This is a genomic window from Desulfonatronum lacustre DSM 10312 (assembly GCF_000519265.1).
In the GTDB taxonomy this organism is placed as follows: Bacteria; Desulfobacterota; Desulfovibrionia; order Desulfovibrionales; family Desulfonatronaceae; genus Desulfonatronum; species Desulfonatronum lacustre.
In genome coordinates this window covers 984440-1005956 of the sequence record NZ_KI912608.1, presented here as the reverse complement: position 1 = coordinate 1005956, position 21517 = coordinate 984440, and the positions used below count along the sequence as shown (strand labels likewise).

At 58.2% G+C, this 21517-nt stretch carries 22 protein-coding genes and 1 tRNA gene; 6 read left to right on the top strand and 17 right to left on the bottom strand.

What is annotated here, in order from left to right; genetic code table 11:
• Positions 1-399 precede the first annotated feature (399 nt).
• From DESLA_RS0104780 to DESLA_RS18770, 4 genes are all read right to left on the bottom strand, one after another.
• Positions 400-696: a hypothetical protein gene (locus DESLA_RS0104780; RefSeq protein ID WP_028571583.1), complete on the bottom strand. Its 297-nt coding sequence runs from the start codon at positions 694-696 to the stop codon at positions 400-402.
• 55 nt (positions 697-751) lie between these two features.
• Entirely contained in the window at positions 752-1117 is a 366-nt protein-coding gene (locus DESLA_RS0104775; RefSeq protein WP_245589997.1) for a YkvA family protein, read from the bottom strand.
• A gap of 229 nt (positions 1118-1346) precedes the next feature.
• Complete coding sequence (locus DESLA_RS18775) at positions 1347-1700, bottom strand: hypothetical protein (protein ID WP_051434389.1); 354 nt, start codon at positions 1698-1700, stop codon at positions 1347-1349.
• Positions 1701-2005: 305 nt separating this feature from the next.
• Complete coding sequence (locus DESLA_RS18770) at positions 2006-2410, bottom strand: helix-turn-helix domain-containing protein (RefSeq protein ID WP_035261372.1); 405 nt, start codon at positions 2408-2410, stop codon at positions 2006-2008.
• A 223-nt stretch (positions 2411-2633) separates the two neighbouring features.
• On the opposite strand from DESLA_RS18770, the gene DESLA_RS0104760 reads away from it, so the two are divergent.
• Entirely contained in the window at positions 2634-3275 is a 642-nt protein-coding gene (locus tag DESLA_RS0104760) for a hypothetical protein (RefSeq protein WP_028571581.1), read from the top strand.
• Positions 3276-3345: 70 nt separating this feature from the next.
• On the opposite strand, the gene DESLA_RS0104755 is transcribed toward DESLA_RS0104760, so the two are convergent.
• The 3 genes from DESLA_RS0104755 to DESLA_RS0104740 form a co-directional block, all read right to left on the bottom strand.
• Positions 3346-3675 (bottom strand): hypothetical protein, encoded by a 330-nt coding sequence (locus DESLA_RS0104755; RefSeq protein WP_028571580.1) that lies wholly within the window; start codon positions 3673-3675, stop codon positions 3346-3348.
• A 60-nt stretch (positions 3676-3735) separates the two neighbouring features.
• On the bottom strand, positions 3736-4185 hold the full coding sequence (locus DESLA_RS0104750; RefSeq protein ID WP_028571579.1) for a nucleoside deaminase: 450 nt from the start codon (positions 4183-4185) through the stop codon (positions 3736-3738).
• 287 nt (positions 4186-4472) lie between these two features.
• Complete coding sequence (locus DESLA_RS0104740) at positions 4473-4964, bottom strand: TspO/MBR family protein (RefSeq protein ID WP_035261369.1); 492 nt, start codon at positions 4962-4964, stop codon at positions 4473-4475.
• Positions 4965-5295: 331 nt separating this feature from the next.
• On the opposite strand from DESLA_RS0104740, the gene DESLA_RS18765 reads away from it, so the two are divergent.
• Positions 5296-7404, top strand: coding sequence for a dipeptidyl-peptidase 5 (locus DESLA_RS18765; RefSeq protein WP_051434388.1), 2109 nt, complete (start codon positions 5296-5298; stop codon positions 7402-7404).
• A gap of 75 nt (positions 7405-7479) precedes the next feature.
• Here DESLA_RS18765 and DESLA_RS22245 read toward each other — a convergent pair whose 3' ends face one another.
• The 10 genes from DESLA_RS22245 to DESLA_RS0104685 all read right to left on the bottom strand — a co-directional run bounded on the left by DESLA_RS22245 (position 7480) and on the right by DESLA_RS0104685 (position 17006).
• Positions 7480-7962 carry an Lcl C-terminal domain-containing protein gene (locus DESLA_RS22245; protein WP_084031885.1) on the bottom strand — a complete coding sequence of 161 codons (483 nt, stop codon included), beginning with the start codon at positions 7960-7962 and terminating at the stop codon, positions 7480-7482.
• Positions 7963-8100: 138 nt separating this feature from the next.
• Positions 8101-8520, bottom strand: coding sequence for an Lcl C-terminal domain-containing protein (locus tag DESLA_RS23125; RefSeq protein ID WP_028571576.1), 420 nt, complete (start codon positions 8518-8520; stop codon positions 8101-8103).
• Positions 8521-9063: 543 nt separating this feature from the next.
• Positions 9064-9150: transfer RNA gene (locus DESLA_RS0104720), tRNA-Leu, on the bottom strand.
• Positions 9151-9232: 82 nt separating this feature from the next.
• Entirely contained in the window at positions 9233-11218 is a 1986-nt protein-coding gene (gene tkt, locus DESLA_RS0104715) for a transketolase (RefSeq protein WP_028571575.1), read from the bottom strand.
• Between the two features lie 15 nt (positions 11219-11233).
• Positions 11234-11683, bottom strand: a complete 450-nt coding sequence (gene rpiB / locus DESLA_RS0104710) for a ribose 5-phosphate isomerase B (RefSeq protein ID WP_028571574.1) — start codon at positions 11681-11683, stop codon at positions 11234-11236.
• Positions 11684-11708: 25 nt separating this feature from the next.
• Positions 11709-12101 carry a hypothetical protein gene (locus tag DESLA_RS0104705; protein WP_245589996.1) on the bottom strand — a complete coding sequence of 131 codons (393 nt, stop codon included), beginning with the start codon at positions 12099-12101 and terminating at the stop codon, positions 11709-11711.
• Positions 12102-12214: 113 nt separating this feature from the next.
• On the bottom strand, positions 12215-12997 hold the full coding sequence (locus tag DESLA_RS0104700) for a hypothetical protein (protein ID WP_028571572.1): 783 nt from the start codon (positions 12995-12997) through the stop codon (positions 12215-12217).
• A 277-nt stretch (positions 12998-13274) separates the two neighbouring features.
• Positions 13275-14984 (bottom strand): tetratricopeptide repeat protein, encoded by a 1710-nt coding sequence (locus DESLA_RS18760; RefSeq protein ID WP_051434386.1) that lies wholly within the window; start codon positions 14982-14984, stop codon positions 13275-13277.
• A gap of 92 nt (positions 14985-15076) precedes the next feature.
• Complete coding sequence (locus tag DESLA_RS18755; RefSeq protein WP_035261365.1) at positions 15077-15850, bottom strand: HD domain-containing protein; 774 nt, start codon at positions 15848-15850, stop codon at positions 15077-15079.
• Positions 15834-17006: a sigma-70 family RNA polymerase sigma factor gene (locus tag DESLA_RS0104685; RefSeq protein ID WP_084031883.1), complete on the bottom strand. Its 1173-nt coding sequence runs from the start codon at positions 17004-17006 to the stop codon at positions 15834-15836. The genes DESLA_RS18755 and DESLA_RS0104685 overlap by 17 nt, the downstream gene beginning before the upstream one ends.
• Positions 17007-17273: 267 nt before the next feature.
• On the opposite strand from DESLA_RS0104685, the gene DESLA_RS0104680 reads away from it, so the two are divergent.
• The 4 genes from DESLA_RS0104680 to hpt all read left to right on the top strand — a co-directional run bounded on the left by DESLA_RS0104680 (position 17274) and on the right by hpt (position 21484).
• Positions 17274-19730, top strand: coding sequence for a homocysteine S-methyltransferase family protein (locus DESLA_RS0104680; protein WP_035261362.1), 2457 nt, complete (start codon positions 17274-17276; stop codon positions 19728-19730).
• 38 nt (positions 19731-19768) lie between these two features.
• Positions 19769-20260 (top strand): TlpA disulfide reductase family protein, encoded by a 492-nt coding sequence (locus tag DESLA_RS21515; RefSeq protein ID WP_051434385.1) that lies wholly within the window; start codon positions 19769-19771, stop codon positions 20258-20260.
• Positions 20257-20733 (top strand): N-acetyltransferase, encoded by a 477-nt coding sequence (locus DESLA_RS0104670; protein ID WP_028571569.1) that lies wholly within the window; start codon positions 20257-20259, stop codon positions 20731-20733. Before DESLA_RS21515 ends, DESLA_RS0104670 begins: the two co-directional genes overlap by 4 nt.
• A gap of 223 nt (positions 20734-20956) precedes the next feature.
• Positions 20957-21484: a hypoxanthine phosphoribosyltransferase gene (hpt, locus tag DESLA_RS0104665; RefSeq protein ID WP_028571568.1), complete on the top strand. Its 528-nt coding sequence runs from the start codon at positions 20957-20959 to the stop codon at positions 21482-21484.
• The last annotated feature ends 33 nt before the right edge of the window (positions 21485-21517 follow it).

Sequence of the window (21517 nt, the reverse complement as noted above, 5' to 3'; positions counted from 1 at the left end):
GATTGTCATCATCCAATCAGTGTCACCAATACAGGTTCATTCCACATTTTCCAGATACGTCGATGTCTGGTCAGAATGCGAGGTGTTCTCTCCTTCATTTTGTAACAGAAATTCGCTTCCTTGGCCTGGTTCGTTGATTCGTAGGCGATGACATAAAAATAATTGAAGAAAATTATATATTCAAAAAAGAATCGAAAATGTCTTCCCTGCAAGCAAATCTTGAAAAATGAAATTTTTGCTTTGAAAATTTCTTTATTATCTTTCACTCTGAACGGTCCAAGTCTCGAAAGATCATGCATAAACGCTTCACCTTGCTTTTTTTGAAGAAGTTCCGTGGAGAGCGTTGACTCACTGACAGGTCTGAAAAGAATACTATTCCGAGAGTGTTGCCATCACTGCTCACAATACAAAGCGGATGATGAAGTAGCCCACGATAAACATCCACGTCAGGACGGCACTCACCAGGAGATGCTGGTTCATCGCTTTCATTTCAGCACGTTGGAGTTCCATGCTTTCCTTGTACTCCCGGCGAAGCTGCTCCCCCATGCTCGCGATTCTGGCGTCGATATACGCATCGATTTTCGCCATGTCCTCGCCCGCCTGGTTGCGTACGTCCGCGTAGAGTTCCTTCAATTCCGCTTCCTTGGCGGAACCGAGTCTGGCCTTGATGGTTTCCATGATGGTTTTGTCGGACATTTCGCGTCTCCCTGGGCTTTGTGAATGGGCCGGGGAAAACCCCCGGCCCGCCTTTCTACTCGCCGAACCATTCCCGGAGCTTGCGCCTGGTCGTCTCCTTTACGTCTTCATCAATGTACATGGACACCGTGGCCACGGCGGCGGCCAGGACGCCCAGATCGTCCATGTAACCCACCACCGGGGTGATGTCGGGAATCACGTCGAAAGGCATGATGAAATACCCGAGAGCCCCGTAAACAATCGTCTTGGCCCAGGTCGGCGTGGAAGGCTTTTGGGCGGCGTAGTAGAGCCAGAGGGCTTTTTCAATCACTTCATGACCGGCTGCCTTGGCATATCCGACGACCTTGTCCCAAAAGCTCTCTTCGGAATAAACCTGACGATAAACATTCCCATCGCGCTCCATGTCCAGCGGCTTCATCATGGCGTCCTCCTGGTTGGTAGGGAAAAAGAGACGATTGTTTTCCAAAATCCCTTTAACTTGTCAATATACCTTGCATAATTCAAAAAAAAGCCTCTAAGAGTACTTATAACAAAAAACCACCCTGATTTTTGATTATCGAGCTTAATGCGTTATAATTCTATAAGGTTGCCACCAACACCACCTTTCCAATCCAATTCATTTTCAGTGCCGTTCGACTGACCGGAGGGCTTTACAGAACCCCCTTGGCTATGGAGACAATCTGCTCGTCCATCGGGATGGTCAGGCCGTTGGGATGCAGGTTTGTGATCAGCGTGTTCATCCATTCCCTGGATGTGCTGACCTCCTGTAGAACCATGCCGCTCCCGCCATTGCCGGACACGTAGTCATACCTGCCGACTTGAATCCGGATCGGCTCGGATTCGCCTTTGAGCAGCACTTCGACGTTCATGGTCCGGTTCTCCGCATCGATTTCCAGTTTGAGCATTTCGCCGTACTCCTTGATCAGGTAGAGGTTCAGCCAACACTTCACCGAAAGACAAACTCCGCTCACCGCCATGTTTCTGGCCAGCTTCCCGAACTCCACGCTTCATCCCCCTTATTGTGTTCGCGAATCCTGTGAACACTGCCAAATGCACGAATGTGTCGTTTATACGAACGTATATTTTTTTGTCAATACGAAGTCGCACTTTTTTTGGTCCGCAACTTTTTGATCGTCAGGAGCAGGCTCGAAGGCGCGGTATGTAATAGCGGGGTGCGACAACCTGTGTCGCTTGCGAACTGTTTAGCTCAGCAATCGGAGAGCCATGGCGGAATCTGGGGAAAAGGATGGGGATGGCGGGATTGCGCCAAGTTTTTCGACAGGATGGGGAGAAGGAAAAGAGGGGGGGGCTATCTGGAGGTGGTGTCCTTGTCTTCGTTTTTGACGTAACTCATGATGCCGCTGAGCAGATTGGTCTTGGAGCGCAAAAGCGGAGCGGCCAGGCCCAGGCCGACGCCCAAAACGCCAAGCACGCCGAAAAGCATGCCCATAAAGGCGGCGGTGGCCGCAAGCCCGCCCTCGGAGGCCAACGTCGTCTTGATGGTCTCCTTGGCCCGGTCGTCCTCGGAAATGGCCAGCACCTGCTCCACCTTCTTGCGGTGCGCCCCCTTGGGTTCCAGTTCGCCGCGTTCCCAGCGGGCCACGGTATTCGGGGTGACCTGCAGCAGCCTGCCCCACTCCTCCTGACTCAAACTGAATTCCTCGCGCAGCGTCTTCAAGCGTGCGCCGACGTGATCAACACCGTCCCTGACCATAATCCGCCTCAATGCCTGTTGAAGATTGAAAAGCGGCCACATGCCGCACCTTGCCTGCCTAACTAAACAGCTATATGGACGTATAGACTTGAGTCAATAGCAGATCAATCCGGCTCTTGATTCCTGATAACTCTTGAGATGTGCGACACGTTCCGTCGCGCCCTCGAAGAATAATCCCTTTTTGGCGTATCCCAGTTTCAACTCGCGACCGAAGGAGGAAAGAATGAAGACAGCCAGAATCTGCCGCTGGGCTCTCCGGATGAGCGCTGTATTGCTGCTTGCATTTGTCCTGGCCTGCGGCCCCCGGCATCCGTTGGGCATTCCCGATGATCAGTGGCAAATGATGAGCCTGGAAGAACAGAATACGGCCAGAGTCCAGCAAGCGGAACTGGACCGGGCCGCAGCGGAAGAGCGGGCTGCCCGAGCCAGGCTCAAGGCAGCGGAAGCTGAGGCTCGAAAGGCCGAACTGGAGGCCATGCGCCGAAACGCCCCCTACGGCGACAGAGTGCAATGTGTTTTTGAAGGAGGGCAGGCCTATTTGAACCGAAACTGGCATCCTGTGTCGGCTTTTGGGCTTGACCTTATCCGGGGCTACGAAGAAGAATTCACCATGGAAGTCGCCTCGGGCCGATACTCCAGAATGCCCATTCTGGGATACGCCCTCTACGACGGACAAACCATAACCCTTTGTCGATTGCCTCGCGAAGACACCTATCGGCATGAGGATTGCCTTCGCCTTGTCGGTACGCGAAGAGAGCTTCAACAAGGGCTGGATAGTTTTGTTTCAGCTTCGGAATTTCTTCGTGGCCGCTTACGCTGCGACCTGCCTCCTTCAGGTGAGTTGCGCCAGATAGTGATTCCCTGAACCAATGTTCCTAAAACGGCTGAACGTTCCCATAATCTCAAATCCTGTGGTGAGGGAAATATGAGAGATTCTAACGCCTTGATCCCGTCACCCGCGCCATCACCCGCCTGACCGAGGGCAGACAGACCTTTTCCCAGTTGATCAGCGCGGGTAACGCCATCGTCGCACTCCAATCAACCCTGTCCAGGCCAGGAGAGATTTTCCATCTGGATGCGACCAACCGGGAGCTGGTCAACATCTCCCGGATCAACGACGAATTCGCGTCGTCCTTTGCCCTTGGCGAGGTCCGGGAGCGCTGGGTGAAAACCGGCAATTCGCCGACGATTTCATATCCCAAGTACCCGAGCAGCACTATGGCCTCCTGGGTCAACTCCGGGATTTCGGGCTCGTCGTTCACCATCAAGATGGTTTCGTGCCCGCCCTGGGATGATGATTCCGGTAATGGCTTAGAGCTTCTCCGTCAGTACTCGACCTTGTCTTCCTTGGCTTCCCACTCCGTAAACGCCTTCCCGGCCTCTTCCGGCAACAGGTTGACCATGGGAATGGCGCGTTTTTCAGGAGGAGCGTCCAACTCCTGATAAATGAAGGCGTCGTCAAAGCCGATGTCGGCCGCGTCCTTTTTGGTGTTACCGTAGTAGATTTTCTCCAGGCGGGCCCAATAAATCGCCCCCAGGCACATGGGACATGGTTCGCTGGATGTGAAGATCGTGCAACCTGACAAGTCAAACGTGTTCAAGGCGCGACAGGCCTGCCTGATGGCGTTGATCTCGGCATGGGCCGTCGGGTCGTTGTCGAGGGTGACGCTGTTGGAGGCTTGGGCGATGATCTCGCCGTGCTTCACGATCACGGCCGCGAACGGCCCGCCGCCTTGCCGGACGCTTTCCCTGGACAGCCTGATGGCCTCGCGCATGAAGCGCCCAGAGGCTTGGCCAGATGCTTGGCCAGATGCTTTGCCAGATGCTTGGTCAGATGCTTGGCCAAATGCGTGGTCAGATGCTTGGCCAAATGCGTGGTCAGATGCTTGGTCTGGTGTGTGGCCTGGAGACATGGACAATTCCTGTTTGTAGGATGGTTGACGACGAGAAGCCGGTCACCCTCGAAACGTAATGATGGTGTAGCGCCTGGAACCGGAAAAGAGATGGGTGATGTGGCAGGCTCAGTGGCAGGCTCAGTTGAACCCAAGGCGGCTGTCAGTTTTTATCCCAGAACCTGAGGATTCATCCGCCACAGCGAATAGTTCAAGAACGCGGCGAAGATCACCCAGAGCAGGTAGGGCATGAGCAGTGCTCCGGCCAGAGGCTTGATTCGCCAAAAGGACATTGTCGTGGCCAGGATCAGGGCTAGAAGCGACAGGATCTCCAAAAATGAGAGCAGGCCAAGATTCCAGACGAAAAAGAGCCAGCTCCACAGCGCGTTGCAGACAAGTTGGATAAGGTAGAGACCCAGGGCGGCCCGGATGTTCTTGAGCCCTCCTTCACGCCAGACCAGCCATGCCGCGAGGCCCATCAAGGTGTAGAGCGCCGTCCAGACCGGCCCGAACACAAACCCCGGCGGCGCCCATCCCGGTTGGACAAGCTGGGTGTAGAACGACTGGGCGTTGATCGAAGCCCCGGCGCCCACGGCCGCGGCGACGAACGTGACGGCAAGCCAAGCCAGAAGGGCGAAGACTTGCGTGCGTTTGCTGTTCATTCTCAATATGTTCTGTACGGGTTTTTAACGGCCCAGGCGTTCCCAGCCGTTAGTGGAACACGCCGGGGTGGTGTGATTTATGGTCTGGATGTGAGTATCAGGAAACAGGGAGTGGGGCAATGAGAGGCGTACTGTGATCAAATGTTGAGCTTGGAGATCGGCGACGGCCAGTGTATGCGGATGGCCACGGCCTCAGCTGGTGCTTGGCGCTGATCCCGATGTTTGGGGTGAGTTGGGCAAGAATAGGCTGTGTACATAAGGATTCAAACTTGAAAAAATATGCCGGACGGCCAACTCGCGGACAACATATCCCCACGGAGGAAACAACACGATGAATGATCAAGAAACAACCGCGGGCGGATATACGCGCCTCGGGCTTGTCGGGATAATTATCATATTTTTCTGTTTTTTCAACATATTCACAGCAACGGCGGATTCAAAACAGAACAGCAAGGTCGCGAGCCTGCTCACCCCGGAAGCCCTCTGGGAGATCGGTCGGGTTTCCGATCCCCGGATTTCCCCGGACGGGTCCCAGGTGCTGTTCTCGGTCAAGCACTTCGACCTGGAGGGCAATATCGGCCAAAGTCACCTCTATGTGGCCAATATGGATGGGAGCAACAGGCGGCGCATCTCGCCTGAGAACAACGGCAACGACGGCCAGGGCGAATGGCGACCCGACGGGGCGCGGATCGGCTTCCTGCATCAAGGGCAAATCTGGGAAATGAATCCTAACGGCTCAGGGCGTACGCGGCTCACCGACATCCCTGCCGAAGTCACAGGGTTCAGCTACTCGCCGACACAGAAAAACATCGTCTTTGCCGGCCCTGTCTCTTCCGAGGCCGGGCATGAGAATCTGTTCGCCGGTCTGGACAAGGCTCACGCGAGGATCGTGGACGAACTGATGTATCGGCATTGGGACACCTGGATTGAGTCGTTCAGCCATCTCCATGTGGCTAAGTATTCCGATGCGGGACTGGGGGAGTACGTGGACATCATGCGGGGGTTGGGGCTGGAGTCCCCGCTCAGGCCCTTCGGCGGCATGGAGCAGGTCGCCTGGAGTCCTGACGGCAGATCCCTCGCCTATTCCGCCCGAAACATCGACGGCAAGGCCTACGCCTTGTCCACGGATTCACGGATCATGCTCCACAGCCTGGATACCGGCCAAACCCGGACCCTGAGCACCGGAACAGGGTACGACGTCAACCCGGAATTCTCTCCGGACGGAAAGCGCATTGCCTGGTTGAGCATGGAGCGGGACGGCTACGAAGCGGACAAGAACAGGCTGCTGGTCCTGGACCTGGTTTCGGAGAGCATCACTGACCTGACAACAGGCCTTGACCAGGACGTCAACGAGTTTGCCTGGTCCACGGACGGCGCGGCCATCTTTTTAACCAGCCTGCGCCACGCTTCAACCCAGATCTACCGCCTTGATCCCGCCAGCCGCGACATCGCCCCCCTGACCGAGGGCAAACACACCTTTTCCCAACTGGTCAGCGCGGGCAACGCCATTGTCGCGGTCAAATCAACCCTGTCCAAACCGGGAGAGGTTTTCCTCCTGGATGCGGCCAGTCAGGAAATGCTCAACATCTCCCGCGTCAACGACGATTTTTTGTCGTCCTTTGCCCTTGGCGAGGTCCGGGAACGCTGGGTGAAAACCACTGACAACCAGGAGATGCTCGTCCTGGTCGTCTTGCCGCCGAATTTCGACCCTCAAAAAACCTATCCCGCCATGCTCTACTGCATCGGCGGGCCGGAGGTTTCCGTGGACCACTCCTGGTCCTACCGCTGGAATTTGCAGACCCTGGCCGCGAGAGGCTACGTGGTCGTCGGTCCCAATCGCAGGGGAGCTCCGGGCTTTGGGCAGCAGTGGAAAGAAGCCATTCTGGGGGATTGGGGCGGTCAGCCCATGCAGGACCTCTTGTCGGCCATCGACGACGTTGGCAAAGAGCCTTGGGTGGACAGCAACCGCCTGGTCGCGGTGGGGCCGAGTTTTGGCGGGTTCTCCGTCTACTGGCTTGCCGGGAACCACGACAACCGCTTCAAGGCGCTGGTGGCCCACGACGGTGTTTTCAACCTGGAATCAATGTACCTGGAGACGGAAGAAATCTTTTTCGTCAACTCCGAATTTGGCGGGCCGTTCTGGGACAGGGACAATCCGAGTGTTCAACGCAGCTATGCCGCGTCTCCGCACCGATTCGTCCAGAACTGGACAGCGCCTCTCCTGGTCATCCACGGGGGACGCGACTACCGGGTTCCGGAATCCCAGGGATTCAGCGCCTTCAATGCGGCCAGGCTGCGCGACATTCCCGCCAGACTGCTCTATCTCCCCGAAGAGAACCACTGGGTTCTGTCGCCCCAGAACAGCGTACTGTGGTATCGGACCGTTCTGGACTGGACGGATCGGTGGACAGGCGGCGGGGGTGCAACCGCTAATCACTGATCCAGTGACAGGTTTTTTAACAGATAAATGTCTAAATTGACTGGCTATCTGTTTTTCCGCTTCATTCCAAATTATTTAATTCGACACACACCACGGTCTGCAAGTCGCTTTTGTGTATCCATCATTATTTTGCCGTGCGGCACGAACATGGTGACGGATGGATTTATCAACAGAAATTGTATCAGAGTTGTTGAAGGTGACTGTCAATGCTTCGGAACCAGTAGAGGTGTATGACCAATATAAAGAATCTGCTGCCCCTTCTAGCATTGACTTGCATACTGAAGAATACAATCTGACTAATGTATTTGCATCAGCCAATGCCCAGTCAGAATGTCCAGCCAATGAAAGGCCGGAAGTATAACTCATGGCCGCATCCCAGTTCATTGGACCAGCCGTTGCTTTCTGCCACATCAGGCCGGTTCCGTTATCCGTCACGGTCCCATCTCCGTTGTCCACGCACTGCTGGGCAAAGGCCGTGCCGGACATGACCATCCCGGTCAGGCAGAGCATGAAGGTCAGGGCCGCTGTTCCGAAAGCCTTTCTCCATATTTTTCTCATGACGATGCTCCTTGATGATATCTAATGATCTTAAAAAGCTGAAAACATTCAGGCTTCTTCTTTGGCAGGTTGAGGCTGTCCTCAGCGACAACCTCAACCTGGCCAAAGGGCCAAATCACCGAAGAATCAAATCATCCATCACTGTGCCGAACGCACTGCCCGCACGTGAAAGCCGCTGTTCGCATTGTAGCGGCCCTCGACACCGTCGTGGAAGTGCACGGCCCAGGCTTGATCAGAAGACCCATTGGACGACCAGTAGTCGCCTGGCTTAACGTCCATCATTCTTTTACATGGCGAGTTGTACAGCTTTTTTAACTCATTCGTGGTTGGCAACCGCCAATCCGAATGGCCACCCAGTGAAAGTCCGGAGGCGTAACTCACAGCGTCATTCCAGTTCATTGAACCAGCCGTCGGAATCTGCCACATCAGGTCTTTCCATTTGTCCGTTATGGTCCCATCTCTATTGTCCACGCATACATCGGTAATCGTCTCGGCCATAACCTGCCCGGACAGACAGAGCAGAACCGCCATAATTGCAATCGCGAGAAGCTTCTTCATGATTATTTCTCCTGTTGAGGTTGGACCGTAGTGGTCTTGCATCTCTTTAAGCACGATCCATGCCATGAATAAAGCAGCATGAATCCAAGATGGTAGAGGAAAGCGCCAACCGCATAAAGCCGCACTGTTTGCGCCCATTCCGTTGGCACTGCCAACATTCCTGGCGACCCGAGAAATTCTGGGAAGCTGTTGGTGTCGAGGGCAGAGCGCAAGGGCAAGGAGGCCAATGGGCGAGGTTTCGCTCCTGGCTGCTGATAGCAGGGCGGGGCGGTTACGGCAATGAGGGGGTAGCGGCGTGGGCTGGGGGGTGTCGCGGAACGCCCGTAATCGATGCCACCCTGGTTCATGCGGGACCATTGCAACAGGTCTTCCAGGAGGGCGCATCTTCTGGTCTCGCTTGCACCGGCGGTTATTCGAAAAAAAAATCGTGATGCTCCCGTTCGGAGGGACGAAAAAATGACCTGATGGTTACGCAGCGGTTACGTTGAAAACCGCGCAACAAAAAAGGGCTTACAGTTTTCACTGTAAGCCCTTGATTTTGTTTGGTGCCGGGGGTCGGAATCGAACCGACACGGAGTTGCCCCCGCTGGATTTTGAGTCCAGTGCGTCTACCAGTTTCACCACCCCGGCGTAAAGGGAGGCATCTAGCTTGGGAGAGGTATGCCTGTCAAGCCTGAAGTCGTTCGTTTTCCCATTGGTTCTCGTTTGGCGGCTATGCGTATTTCGCCTGGATGATTGAGACGAGGTGTTCCGGGGTGAAGCCGTATTTTTTGGCCAGGGCGCCGGCTGGGGCGGAGTCGCCGAAGTGGTCCAGGCCCAGGACGACTCCGTCGAGGCCGACGTATTTGTACCAGGGATCGGAGCGGCCGGCTTCAACGGCCACGCGTTTTTGAATCCGGGGCGGCAGGACCTCGTCCTTGTAGGCTTGGGTCTGTTTCTCGAACAGTTCCAGGCACGGGGCGCTGACCACCCGGATTTTCTGGTCCGGGAGCATTTTGGCCGCTTCCAGGGCGAGGTGCACTTCGGAGCCGGTGGCGATGATCAGCATTTCCGGGGCGCCGTCGGCGGGGTCGTGCAGGACGTAGGCTCCGCGGCGAGCGGCTTCGGCTGTCTGGGGGAAGGTCTCGGGGTTCAAGACCGGAAGGTCCTGGCGGGTGAAGAGCAGGGCGGAGGGGCGCTTGTCCTGGGTCAGGGCGACCTCCATCATGACCCGGCTTTCCACGACGTCCGCCGGGCGCATCACCAGAAGATTGGGAATCAGGCGCAGGGACCAGGCGTGCTCCACGGGCTGGTGCGTCGGTCCGTCTTCCCCGACGTAGAAGGAATCGTGAGTGTAGACGTGCAGGACCGGGAGGTTCTGGATGGCGGACATGCGCACGGCGTTGCGCTGGTAGTCGGAAAAGACCAGGAAGGTCGCGCCGAAGCCCACCAAGCCGCCGTGCAGGGCGATGCCGTTGAGGATCGCGCCCATGGGGAATTCCCGCACGCCGAAGCTGAGATTGCGTCCCATGGGGTTGTCCGGGCCAAAGATGCCGGTGGTATCCCGGAACTTGGTCGTCTGGTTGGACGGGTCCAGGTCCGCCGAACCGCCCACCAGGTTCGGCAATTGGGTGATCAACTCGTTCAGGCACTGGCCGAAGGCTTTGCGCGTGGAAACCTTTTTCGTGACGTCCAGTTCCGGCCAGGTGAAGGAACGATGCGAGGGCGGAGCGACGTGCTGGTCCCAGGTTTGGGCAAAAGTCATATCCGCGGCCTTCTTCTCCTGGACGTGTCCCTTCCAGGCGTCGACTTCCCGGGTCAATTCAGGAAATCGGGCGCGGAAGTGGTTCACGGCGTCCTGGGGGAGGTAAAAGGTCTCATCTTCGGGGAGGCCGAGCTTGCCCTTGGTGGCCTTGATTTCGTCCGGGCTGAGCGGCGCGCCGTGGGTTTCAAAATCTCCTTCCATGGAGGCCGTGCCCTTGGCGATGACCGTGCGGCCGATGATCAGGGTGGGGCGGGCGGTTTCGGCCTTGGCCCGGCGGATGGCCTCGCGGATCTGGTCGTGATCGTGGCCGTCCACTTCCAGGACGTCCCAGCAAAAAGCCTCGAAGAGCTTGCGATAGTCCGTGCAGTCGGTACGGCTGGTGGGCCCGGAGAGCTGAATCTGGTTGCTGTCGTAGAACACGATCAGCTTGCCCAGCCCCCAGTGTCCGGCCAGACTGGCCGCGCCCAGGGCCACCGGTTCCTGCATGTCGCCGTCCGAAGCCAGGACATAGGTGGAGTGGTCCACCACGTCCGCGCCGAGGCGGACGGCCAGCATGCGCTCCGCCGCGGCCATGCCCACGCCCATGGCCAAGCCCTGGCCCAGGGGGCCGGTAGTGGCTTCCACCCCGGGGGTCATGTGTTCTTCGGGGTGGCCCGGGGTTCGGCTGCCCAGCTGGCGGAAGTCCTGAAGATCTTGGATGTTCAGGTGCCCGATCAGGGTCAGCAGGCTGTAAAGCAGCATGGATTCGTGTCCGGCGGAAAGCACGAAACGGTCCCGGTTGAACCAGGCCGGATCCCGAGGATCGTGGCGCAGAAACTCGTGGAACAGGACATAGGCCATGTCCGCCGACGACATGGGCCCGCCCGGATGGCCGGAATTGGCCTTTCGGGTGGCGTCCATGACCAGTCCCTTGATGACGTTGACGGCGTGTTGGTTCGGTTCGGTGGTGTTCATGGTGGCGATCCTTTCTTATAAATTGGCGTTTAGGGTTTCAATCTGCTCGATGCGGCGCTGGTGGCGCTCGCCTTCAAAGTTTGCGGCCAAAAACACGTCGACGATGCTTTTGGCCAGCTCGTCGCCCAGGACCCGCGAGCCCAGGCAGAGGACGTTGGCGTTGTTGTGCGCTCGGGTCATCCGAGCGAGGTATTCATTGGTGCACAGGGCCGCGCGGATGCCGGGAAAGCGGTTGGCGGCCATGCTCATGCCCATGCCCGTGCCGCAAATCAGGATGCCGAGATGTCCCGAAGCCAGGACTTCCCGACAGACGTCGCCGGCCACGAGGGGATAGTCGCAGGACTCCTTGGAGCGGGCTCCCAAATCCTTGACCTCGAAACCCGCTTCTTGCAGATGGCCCGTGATGAAAACTTTAAGATCAAATCCGGCATGGTCGGAACCGATGACGACCGTAGGTGACGACATGTATTTCTCCTTGCTCAGTTGTAGGTCATGAAGTGATCGACGCGGTTGATGAATCGTTGGGCAATTTCCATTTTTGAACGCGGCGCTGGACGTATTCGGTTCGCTCTTCCTTCAGCCGTGCCTTCAGGTACTCGATTTCGTCCAGCAGAAACGCGATCTGCTTGATGGCCAGCTCCTTCTCGTCGAAGATGTTCAGCTCCTGCTCGTTCTTGGCCAACTCCAGTCCGGCTCCGGCGGCTTCGATCATGCCCAGGGCATGGTATTCCTGGCGCAACCGTTTGCGCAGTTGCGCGATTTCCCAGTTGCGCAGCGCAAGCAGAAACAGCCAGGTCAATTCACTGCCAAGGACTTTCAGGCCCAGCCAGAACGAACGGTGTAACGGCATGTTTGTGCCGCCGAGGGGATTCGTGGTGGTCATGTTGCTCTCCATGTGGATATGCTTTTGTTTTCCTTGAAGGTCGTGAAGCGACCGGAAGGCCGCGGCCTGGCTCAACCCGTTCGGCTCAACCCGTTCGGCTCAGTCCGTTCGGCTCAATTTGGGACGGTCCATACGGTGGAACCGGGGGGCACGTCCAGTCGCAAGTCTTCGGCCCGCCACGGCTCAACGGCCGTTTCCAGGCGCTGGACGCGGATCACCGCGGACTGATCTCCCTGGACCAGGCTGACGCGGCGCGGCCTGGAAGGAGTGTCGCTTTCCCACTGGTCCACGGACACGGTCCAGCCGCCGTGGTCCGGACCGCGTACGGACGCTGGCCGCCCGTCGAACGCCAGAACCAGGATCAGGGGCGTGAAATGCCCGGTCACGTGGAATTCCAGCATATCGTCGACCAGGCGGACGGCCTCGTATTCCGAGGGAACGAGAGTTTGCCAACATCCGAGAAAGATCTGAGCCAGGGCGTCCAGGCGCACCGGCATGAACAGCCCCGTGGTCCGCGCGCCTTCCTGGACCGTCTTCGCGACGTAGGCCTCCCTGGAAGCGGGAAGATATCCGAGCCATCCGTCGCGGTCCTCCCGCCAGTGGGCCAGCATGGCGCCCACGCCGGCCTGAACGTCCAAGCGGATGGGAAAGTCCGTCCGACCCCACATGGAAACAATGAATCGGGAGTGTCGGTCCGGAGCGGAGAAGTTGACGCTGGCCCGCAGGGAGAAATCCTCGGGGTGACAGTCCTGAACGAACGACGTTTGGAACAGCGACCAGACGACCGAGGCTCGGTCCGGGTCGTCATATCCGGGCGGCAACGGCTTCGGTCCGCAAGCGCTCAGCAGGGCGCAGACGGTGAGCAGGACCCAAGGTAATTTGTAACTATTCAGCATAGAGTACTACCGTTGCCGGAGTCGGTATCGGGATCGACAACGCTGGGAAGCGTTCAAAATTTTTCCTGTTCCGATTCCGATTCCGATAGCGACCCCGACTCCGATTGCCGGAGCAAGGGCGGACACAAAATGTGCTGAGTAGATACCCACAAGTTTTTGAGTCGTTCCGGCGCAAGCGGCCGACGCCGGAAGCAGGCGTGCCCGAATCCACGAAACGACGCGCACGACAGGAATCATGAGGGGTGCCCCTCTCGGATATGACGATCCGGATCGACTCTCAAAGCGCGTTCAACTTTTGCCGTATCGCGTCAGGATCTTGGGGGTGGTGGCGCAGGGCGTTGCGGTAGCCCTTGCGGGCTTCGGCGGTTTTTCCGAGGGCTGCGGCGATGTCGCCGTAGTGTTCCCAGATGATCGGATCGTCGGCCATGATTTCCACCGCGGACTGAATGTGCCGCCAGGCCAGATCCAGATTGCCCAGCTGGAAGTGCACCCAGGCCAGGGAGTCGATGATGTGGCCGCTGCCGGGCTTGAGTTGCAGAGAACGTTCGATGAGCACCAGGGCCCGTTCCAGTTCGCGCTCTTCCTGGGCCAGGGTGTAGCCGATGAAATTCAGGGCCTCGGCATGGTCCGGATCCAGGACGATGATCTCCTCCATGGTCCGCAGGGCCTCCTGGCGTCGGCCCATCTGTTCCTGAAGAAAACCCAGGCGATAGAGCACGTCGGTGTCTCCGGGCCACTTTTGGCGAGCGATCTCCAGCAGGCTTGAGGCCTGGGAGATTTCGTCCTCACCCAACAGAATTTCGGCCTCCAGCAGCAGAAAATCACTCATGTTCGAAAACAGGTCTTGCCCTTCCCGGGCCAGTTGCCGGGCGTCCTCGTGGCGATCCAGTTGCAGCAGCAAATAACCCTGAAAGCTCAGAGCCCGGGCGTAGTGCGGATGGTCTTCCGGAATCCTGCCCAGGTAAAACAGGGCTTGTTCCGGGTCATTGTCCCCTTCGTAAGCGACCAACGCGCGGTAAAAGTCGGCCTCCGGCAAACCGTCCTCTTCGGGCAGGGCGTCGAGCACGGCACCGGCTTCCTGGAAGAGGTTTTCGCGGATGAAGAGCAATGCGACTTCCAGGATGAAGCTTTCCCGTCCCTCCTGCCCCAGGGCGAAGGAAAGCGCCTTGTCCGGTTGGTTCAGCTTGATGTTGACCTGGATCATGCGCAGCAGGATTTCGTCCGCGTCCGGGCGGAGGTCGAGAATGCGACTGTAGGTTTCCTCGGCTTGAACCAAGTCGCCTTCGCTTTCATACAAAAAGGCCAATTCGGCCATGGCCTCCAGGAAATTCGAGTCTTGCTCCAGGGCCTTCTTGAGAAACTCTTCCGTCTGGCGGACCAACCCGAGCCCGGAGTTGCTTCTGGCCAGCAACAATAACACCTCGGCCGTCCGTTCCGATTCGGGGATGACCTGGAGCACGTCCGCGGCTTGGGAAAAGCGGGAATACTGCAAGAGCAGGGCGGCCATGTTCCGGCGCATGGCCCAATCCCGAGGGTGGCGTCGCAGGTATTCGTCCATGGTCGCGATGGCCTCCTCCACCATGTCGTCGGTAAGGTAGGTGTTGACCAGGGCGGAGGGGAGGGTTTGGTCTTCAGGAAACGATTCCATGGAGCGGCGCAAAACCGTCCTGGCTTCAGCGTTTCGGCCTTCCCGCCAGTAGGAGTTGGCCAGTTCCATTGCCAAAAAGGGCGAAGGGTCCAGGGCCAAGGCCAGGGCCAAGGCTTCACGGGCGCCTTCCTGGTCGTCCGTACGGGCCAGGTCCTGGGCTTCCAGGTAGGCCAGCACGGCCTGGGCCGAGGGCGTCAGTTCATGCTCCGGGTCGGCGATGGTCGCGGCCGGGAACGGTTCCGGAGTGAATGTAACCTTCGGGGCGCATGCGGCCATGGAAAAGGCGAAGGCCAGGCCGAACAGCAAAAAAAGACACTTCAGCGGCGAATGGGCGGTCACGGAGATAAATCCTTAGTTACGGAGCGATTGACGAAGTTGATCGGAGCGCGACGGCCCGTAAAGGGAGCGCTTGATCCGAATGGGCGCGCTGATCAGTTTCTCGTGGACATTGCCTGATTCTGGGATGGGCAATGCCGTTGCAAAAGCGTGTACAGTCGATTGCCGAGATTGAGGCCCAGGTCGATGAATTCCGGGCCGAACGTCTTTCCGACTTCGGTGCGGAACGTGTTCGCGATGGAGCGGATGCGTTCGACGCCCTCCGGAAATTTGGCCAGGATCTCGCGCAGACACCATTCCTCGTAATCGCAGATTTCCCAGAGCGTGGTGCCGAAGTTGTCCGGTCCCCAACGAAATTTGTCCGCGTCGTACAAGCAGGATGCCAGCAGTTCTTCTAAATGATCGAATGAGGTTTCCATCGGGCGGAAGGCCTCATGGTTGCGGATGGCGAAGGCGATCATCTCCTTGTCCCTGTCCGTCAAGGGGAAGTCGGCCAAAATTTGAAAGGAGAGTTCGGCTCCCCGGAGCGCGTGCTCCGGCTCCAGGCGGCAGATGTCGTGCTGCAATCCGCTTAACTGCGCCAAAAGACACAGATGCCTGGCCTGATCCATGCCCCAGGCCCGGGCCTCGGCCAGGGCAATGGCCCCGGATTCCACGGCGACCTTTTTGGCATGTTCGATTCCGTGGCCGTAGTCGTCGGCGAGAAACGGTAGAACGTCCTCGCAGCATCGGACGACCAGGGGGTGATCGAAAAACAATTCCTTGGAAAAGGCCAATTCCGGCGCGAACCGGTCGTAAAAACGCGGCGGAGGTTGAACCCCGGCCAAGCTTTTGGCCTCCTGTTTCACCAACTCAAGTTCTTTCAACATGGTCTTCCGTTCCTTTATCGGTCGCGGTTGCCAGGTTATGTGAGAAATTATCCCTGATTTTTTCGATTAAACGGGCCTCGATCTGGCGGACCCGTTCACGGGTGATATTATATTTCTCTCCGATCTCGCGAAGCGTCACGGGCTCCTCGTTCATCAGGCGCTGCTCCAGGACGTCCCGTTCCTTGTCGTTGAGTTCGGGCATCATCTTCTGGATTTGTTTTTTGAGCAGGACGACCATTTGCTCTTCGGCCAGGAGGTCGTCCACGGGCGTGCTCAGCGCGGGCAGCATGTCCATGCGGGTCATGCTGGTGTCTTCGGAAAACGGGGCGTCCAGGGACATGTCCGAACTGCCCAGCCGCTGGTCCATCTCCGTGATGTCCTGTTCGCTGACGTTGAGGCTCTTGGACAGGGAAGCCGTGCTGGCGTCGAAACCCTGATTGAGCAGGCGTTGGCGCTCCTTGCCAAGGTTGTAGAAGAGCTTGCGCTGGGTCTGGGTCGTGCCGACCTTGACCATGCGCCAGTTGTCCATGATGAACTTGAGAATGTAGGCTTTGATCCAGAATGAAGCGTAGTAGGAAAACTTGATGCCCCGTTCCGGGTCGAACTTCTGCACGGCCTTCATCAGGCCGACGTTGCCTTCCTGGATCAGGTCCAGGATGTTTTGCATCCAGCTGCGTTGAAAGTCCATGGCAATGCGGACCACGAGACGCAGGTGGGAAGAGATCAGCCGAAACGCGGCCTTGGTGTCGTTTTGCTCCCGGTATTGGCGGATCAGGGTGAACTCTTCATCCGGCTTGAGCATCGGAAACCGGTTCACTTCCCGCAGATAGAGCTGCATTGAGTCCCGGATCGCCGGGGAGGAGGGCGTCAGGGAAAGGTCGATGGGCCCTGGGGCGTCAGTGATATCTGGGACGTCAAGAACGGCGTCTTTTTCACCCTCAAACCTCCCCTTGGGTGGTGTCTCGGGTTGAATATTGGATTCGATATCCAGTTCGACTTCGGGATCAACCGCGTCTTCGGACATGTCGTCAGTCACGTCGGTCGCCAAATCGTCCGCCAAATCGTCCGAAGGTTCGGCATGATGGAAACCTTGCTTCAGTCGGGATGAACCCTTGGAAGCAGTCGCGGTTGCGGCGACTCGAGTCTTTTGCTTCATGCGGGAAGTATCCGGTTGCTCGGTCCGTTCGGGTGGGAGCGCATCGGGTGCGGGTGAACCGCGGCGGGTGAGGGTTCCGGTGGCTTGGGTCCCAGGGTCATGATCGGTGATCCTATATTTTTTATTTGTCCTTTTCAATGTTTTTCAGTAAGCGTTCCTTTTTCGGGGTAACGTCTCGATAATGCGAGGCTTCACCGAGTCGTGGAAAATCCCGCGTGGCCCCGATATACGTATATCCTTACTAGTCGAAGTCGGAGCGAAACCATAATGAGCCAAAAGGTCAGATCGCTGATTCAATCCGGAAAAATACTCCTGTTCGATGGGGCCATGGGGACGCAGCTTCAGGCCCGTGGGCTGCAACCCGGCCAATCGCCGGAAGAGTTCGGAGACCGCAATCCAGAGGTGATTGCTCGGATTCATGAGGATTATCTGAACGCCGGGGCAATGTTTTTGACCACGAACACCTTCGGCGGGACCCGGTTCAAACTGCCTTCCGGTCTCGCCCCGCGCTCCTTCAACCGCAAGATGGCCGAAACGGCCCGGAGCGCCGCGGGAGACAAGGGGTTCGTGGCAGGCAGCGTCGGTCCTACCGGTGAACTGCTGGCGCCGTTGGGCAAGGTCGATTTTTCGGAGCTGGTGGACGCCTTCGCGGAACAGATCTCCGGACTGGCCCAGGGCGGCGCGGACCTGATTCAGATCGAGACCCAGTTCGACCTGGGTGAGATCCGGGCGGCCGTGGTGGCGGCCCGCCGGGTTTGCGATCTTCCCGTGGCCGTTTCCATGACCTTTGAATCCGGTTCCAGCTTGACCGGTACTTCGCCGCTGACCTTTCTGGACACCATGCAAAACCTCGGGGTGGACCTGATCGGGACCAATTGCAGCCTCGGTCCCGAGGGCCTGGAGGAAATCATCCGGGCCATGCTGCCCCGGGCGACCACGCCGCTTTTGGTCCAGCCCAACGCCGGATTGCCGGTGTTGGAGAACGGAAAGACGGTGTTTCCGCTGCAACCCCACCCCTTTGCCGAACGGATGCTTCGTTTTCCGGCTTTGGGCGTCCAGGGCGTGGGAGGCTGTTGCGGCACCAGTCCGGACCATATTCGAGCCATGGCCCAGGCTTTGCGGGACGTGGACGTCGCTGCGCTCGAGGCCCGCAATGTGACCGGAGGACCGGATCTGATCCTGACCTCCAGGGCCGTCTCGGTTTGTATCGGGCCTCGGGAGCCGTTGGTGATCATCGGCGAGCGGATCAATCCCACGGGCAAGAAGCAGTTGACCGCCCAGTTTCAGGCCGGAGAACATGCTCTGGCCCTGGACATGGCCGGGCAACAGATCGCCCAGGGGGCCGGAGTGCTGGACGTCAACGTCGGCGCGCCCATGGTGGACGAGACCGTTCTGCTGCCGGACCTCGTTTCCACCTTGACCGCCCGTTTTTCCACGCCCTTGAGCATCGACTCCAGTAAGCCGGAAGCCATCGAAGCGGCCTTGCGCCAGTATCCGGGGTCCCCCCTGGTGAATTCCATCAGCGGAGAAAGCGGCCGGATGGAAGTGTTGGGGCCGCTGTGCCGGACCTATGGCGCGCCGTTCATCCTTTTGCCCCTGGCCGGAAGCGACCTGCCTGAAACCGCGTCCCAGCGACTGAAGATCATTGAAAATCTGCTGCGCCGGGCCGAAGACCTCGGGATTCCCCGGCGTCTGATCATGGTGGACGCCCTGGCCCTGACGGTCTCCTCCAAGCCGGAGTCCGCGAAGCACTGCCTGCGAACCATCCGGGCTTGTCGGGAAGAATGGAGCCTGCCCACGGTGATCGGCCTGTCCAACATCTCCTTCGGCCTGCCGGCCCGGGAGCTGCTGAACAGCACGTTTTTGGCCATGGCCATGGCCCAAGGCCTCTGCGCGGTCATTGCCCATCCTGGGGCGCGGCGAGTACAGGAAACTTTGGCCGCCGGGGAAGTCCTGCTGGCCCGGGACGCCCAGGCCAAGAACTTTGTCGGAGGCTATGCCGACTGGAGCGCCGGGGGAGCCGGGTCCGCGGGCTCCGCGACCACCGGCCAGGGCGGCTCCACGGCCAAGCCCGCGCTGACCCTCGGGGAAGCGGTGATCCAGGGCGACAAGGACCGGATCCTTGCTCTCCTGGAAACGGCGTTGCAAGACGGGGCCCAGCCTGGCACCTTGTTGGACGAGGAACTGATCCCGGCGATCATGGAAGTGGGGCGACGGTATGAAACCCGAGAGTTCTTTCTGCCCCAATTGATTCTTTCCGCGGAGACCATGCAGCGGGCCTTTGACCGGTTGACGCCCCTGCTCCGGGAGAGTGCCGGAGACGCGCAACGGGCCCGGATCATCATGGCCACGGTGGAAGGGGACATTCACGACATCGGCAAGAACATCGTCTGCCTGATGCTGCGCAACATGGGATTCGAGGTGCACGACCTGGGCAAGGACGTGCCTGCCGAGACCATCGTCCGGGCAGCCCAGGACAAACAGGCCGGTCTGATCGGCTTGTCCGCGCTGATGACCACGACCATGGTCCGCATGGAAGACACGGTCCGGATGGTCAAGGAACTCGGCCTCTCCACCAAGGTCATGGTGGGCGGGGCCGTGGTCACGGAGCACTTCGCGCAATCCATCGGCGCGGACGGGTACGCCCCGGACGCCGTGGCCGCGGTTCGCCTGGCCGCGAGATTGCTTGGAGATGATGCCCGGAGCCGGGCCGAGGCCTCTTGATCGCCGCTCTTCGTTGTTCCGGCACAAGGGAGATGGACATGAAAAAAATGCTACTTCCCGCGCTCCTGTTGCTGGCCTTGGTCGCTTCGACTCCGTTTCGGGCCTGCTGGGCCAATGAAGTCGAGAGGACCGATGATTTGCCGGTAATGGACGTTCAGGGGTTTTTCGATTTTTTGCGTGAGCAGAGAGGCAAGGTGGTGGTCGTGGATTTTTGGGCCACTTGGTGCGGGCCGTGCCGCAAAAAGTTGCCGGCGCTGATGGCATGCCGAGACAGTTTTTCCGAGGAAGAGGTGGCCATGCTCGGTATTTCCCTGGACTTCAACCCCGCAACCCTGCGCAGTTTTCTGAAGGTCAATCAATTGAACTATCCAATATTCCTGGCTGAAGACGGCCTGGGCGCCGAACTGGGCGTAGGGGCCATCCCCTTGTTGCATGTCTACGACGCCGCCGGAGCATTGGTGATCGTCGAGGAAGGCCTGACATCCCCCGAAACACTGTGCCAGGACGTTGGCCGCTTAATCACCCCATGACCGAACCCTCCGCGATTTACATCCGTAAGGCCCGGATTCAGGACGTCCGCACCATCCACGGCTTGTTGATGGACTGTTCCAAGCAGGGCCTGTTGTTGCCGCGCTCCTACAATCAACTCTACAGCCACCTGCGGGACTTTTTCGTCCTGGCCCCGAGCCAGGGCGGGGCGATTCTCGGATGCTGCGCTTTGAGCATCGCCTGGGAGGATTTAGCCGAAGTCCGCTCCCTGGCCGTGGCCTCGGAGTGCCGAGGACAGGGCTGGGGGCGCCGACTGGTGGAAGCGTGTCTGAGCGACGCCATCACCTTGGGTATTTATCGAGTGTTCACACTGACTTATCAAGCGACTTTTTTCGAACGGATCGGATTTCAGGTGGTCAGCAAGGACAATCTGCCCCAGAAGGTCTGGGCCGATTGCCTGCACTGTCCCAAGTTCCCGGACTGCGACGAAATCGCCATGGCCATAGATATGTAATTTTTTGGTAACTATTCAGCATTGAGTAATACCGTTACCGGGGTCGGAGTCGGGATCGGTATCGGGATCGAAAACGCTGGGATGCGTTCTAAATTCTTCTTGTTTCGATTCCGACTCCGATACCGATACCGATTGCCGGAGCAATCACGCTATCCAGGCTGCGTATACTGCGAAGAAGCTGAGCAGTTCCAAACTTTTAAATTAAACTTTGTCCGAGTACTCCATGACCACATCCATGCAACTAATCATTGACGCCGAGGCCATTGCCAAACGAGTCCGGGAACTCGGAGCAAACATTTCCGAACATTACGGCGACGAGCCATTGATCATGGTCTGCGTGCTCAAAGGAGCGTTCATCTTTTTCGCCGACTTGGTGCGGGCCATGCCCATCGAGCCGGAAGTGGATTTTGTCCGCTTGGCCAGTTACGGTGCGCAGACTTCGCGCAAAGAGCGGATTCTGTTCACCAAGGACATGGAACTTCCCGTGCAGGACAAGCATGTGTTGGTGGTGGACGACATCGTGGATACCGGCCACTCCGCCTTGTATTTGCTGAACGTGTTGCGGATGCGCGGTGCGAAAAGTCTGCGCGTCTGCGCATTGATCGACAAGCGGGAACGGCGGGAAGTCGACGTGAGCGTGGATTTTCCTGGCTTCGTGCTTTCCGAGGGCTTTGTCATCGGCTACGGACTGGACTACGCGGAACGCTACCGTCATCTCCCGGCGGTCTATACCTTGAATGCGGACGTCTGACCGGAACATATTCCCGCTGGTCCCTTTTGTGCA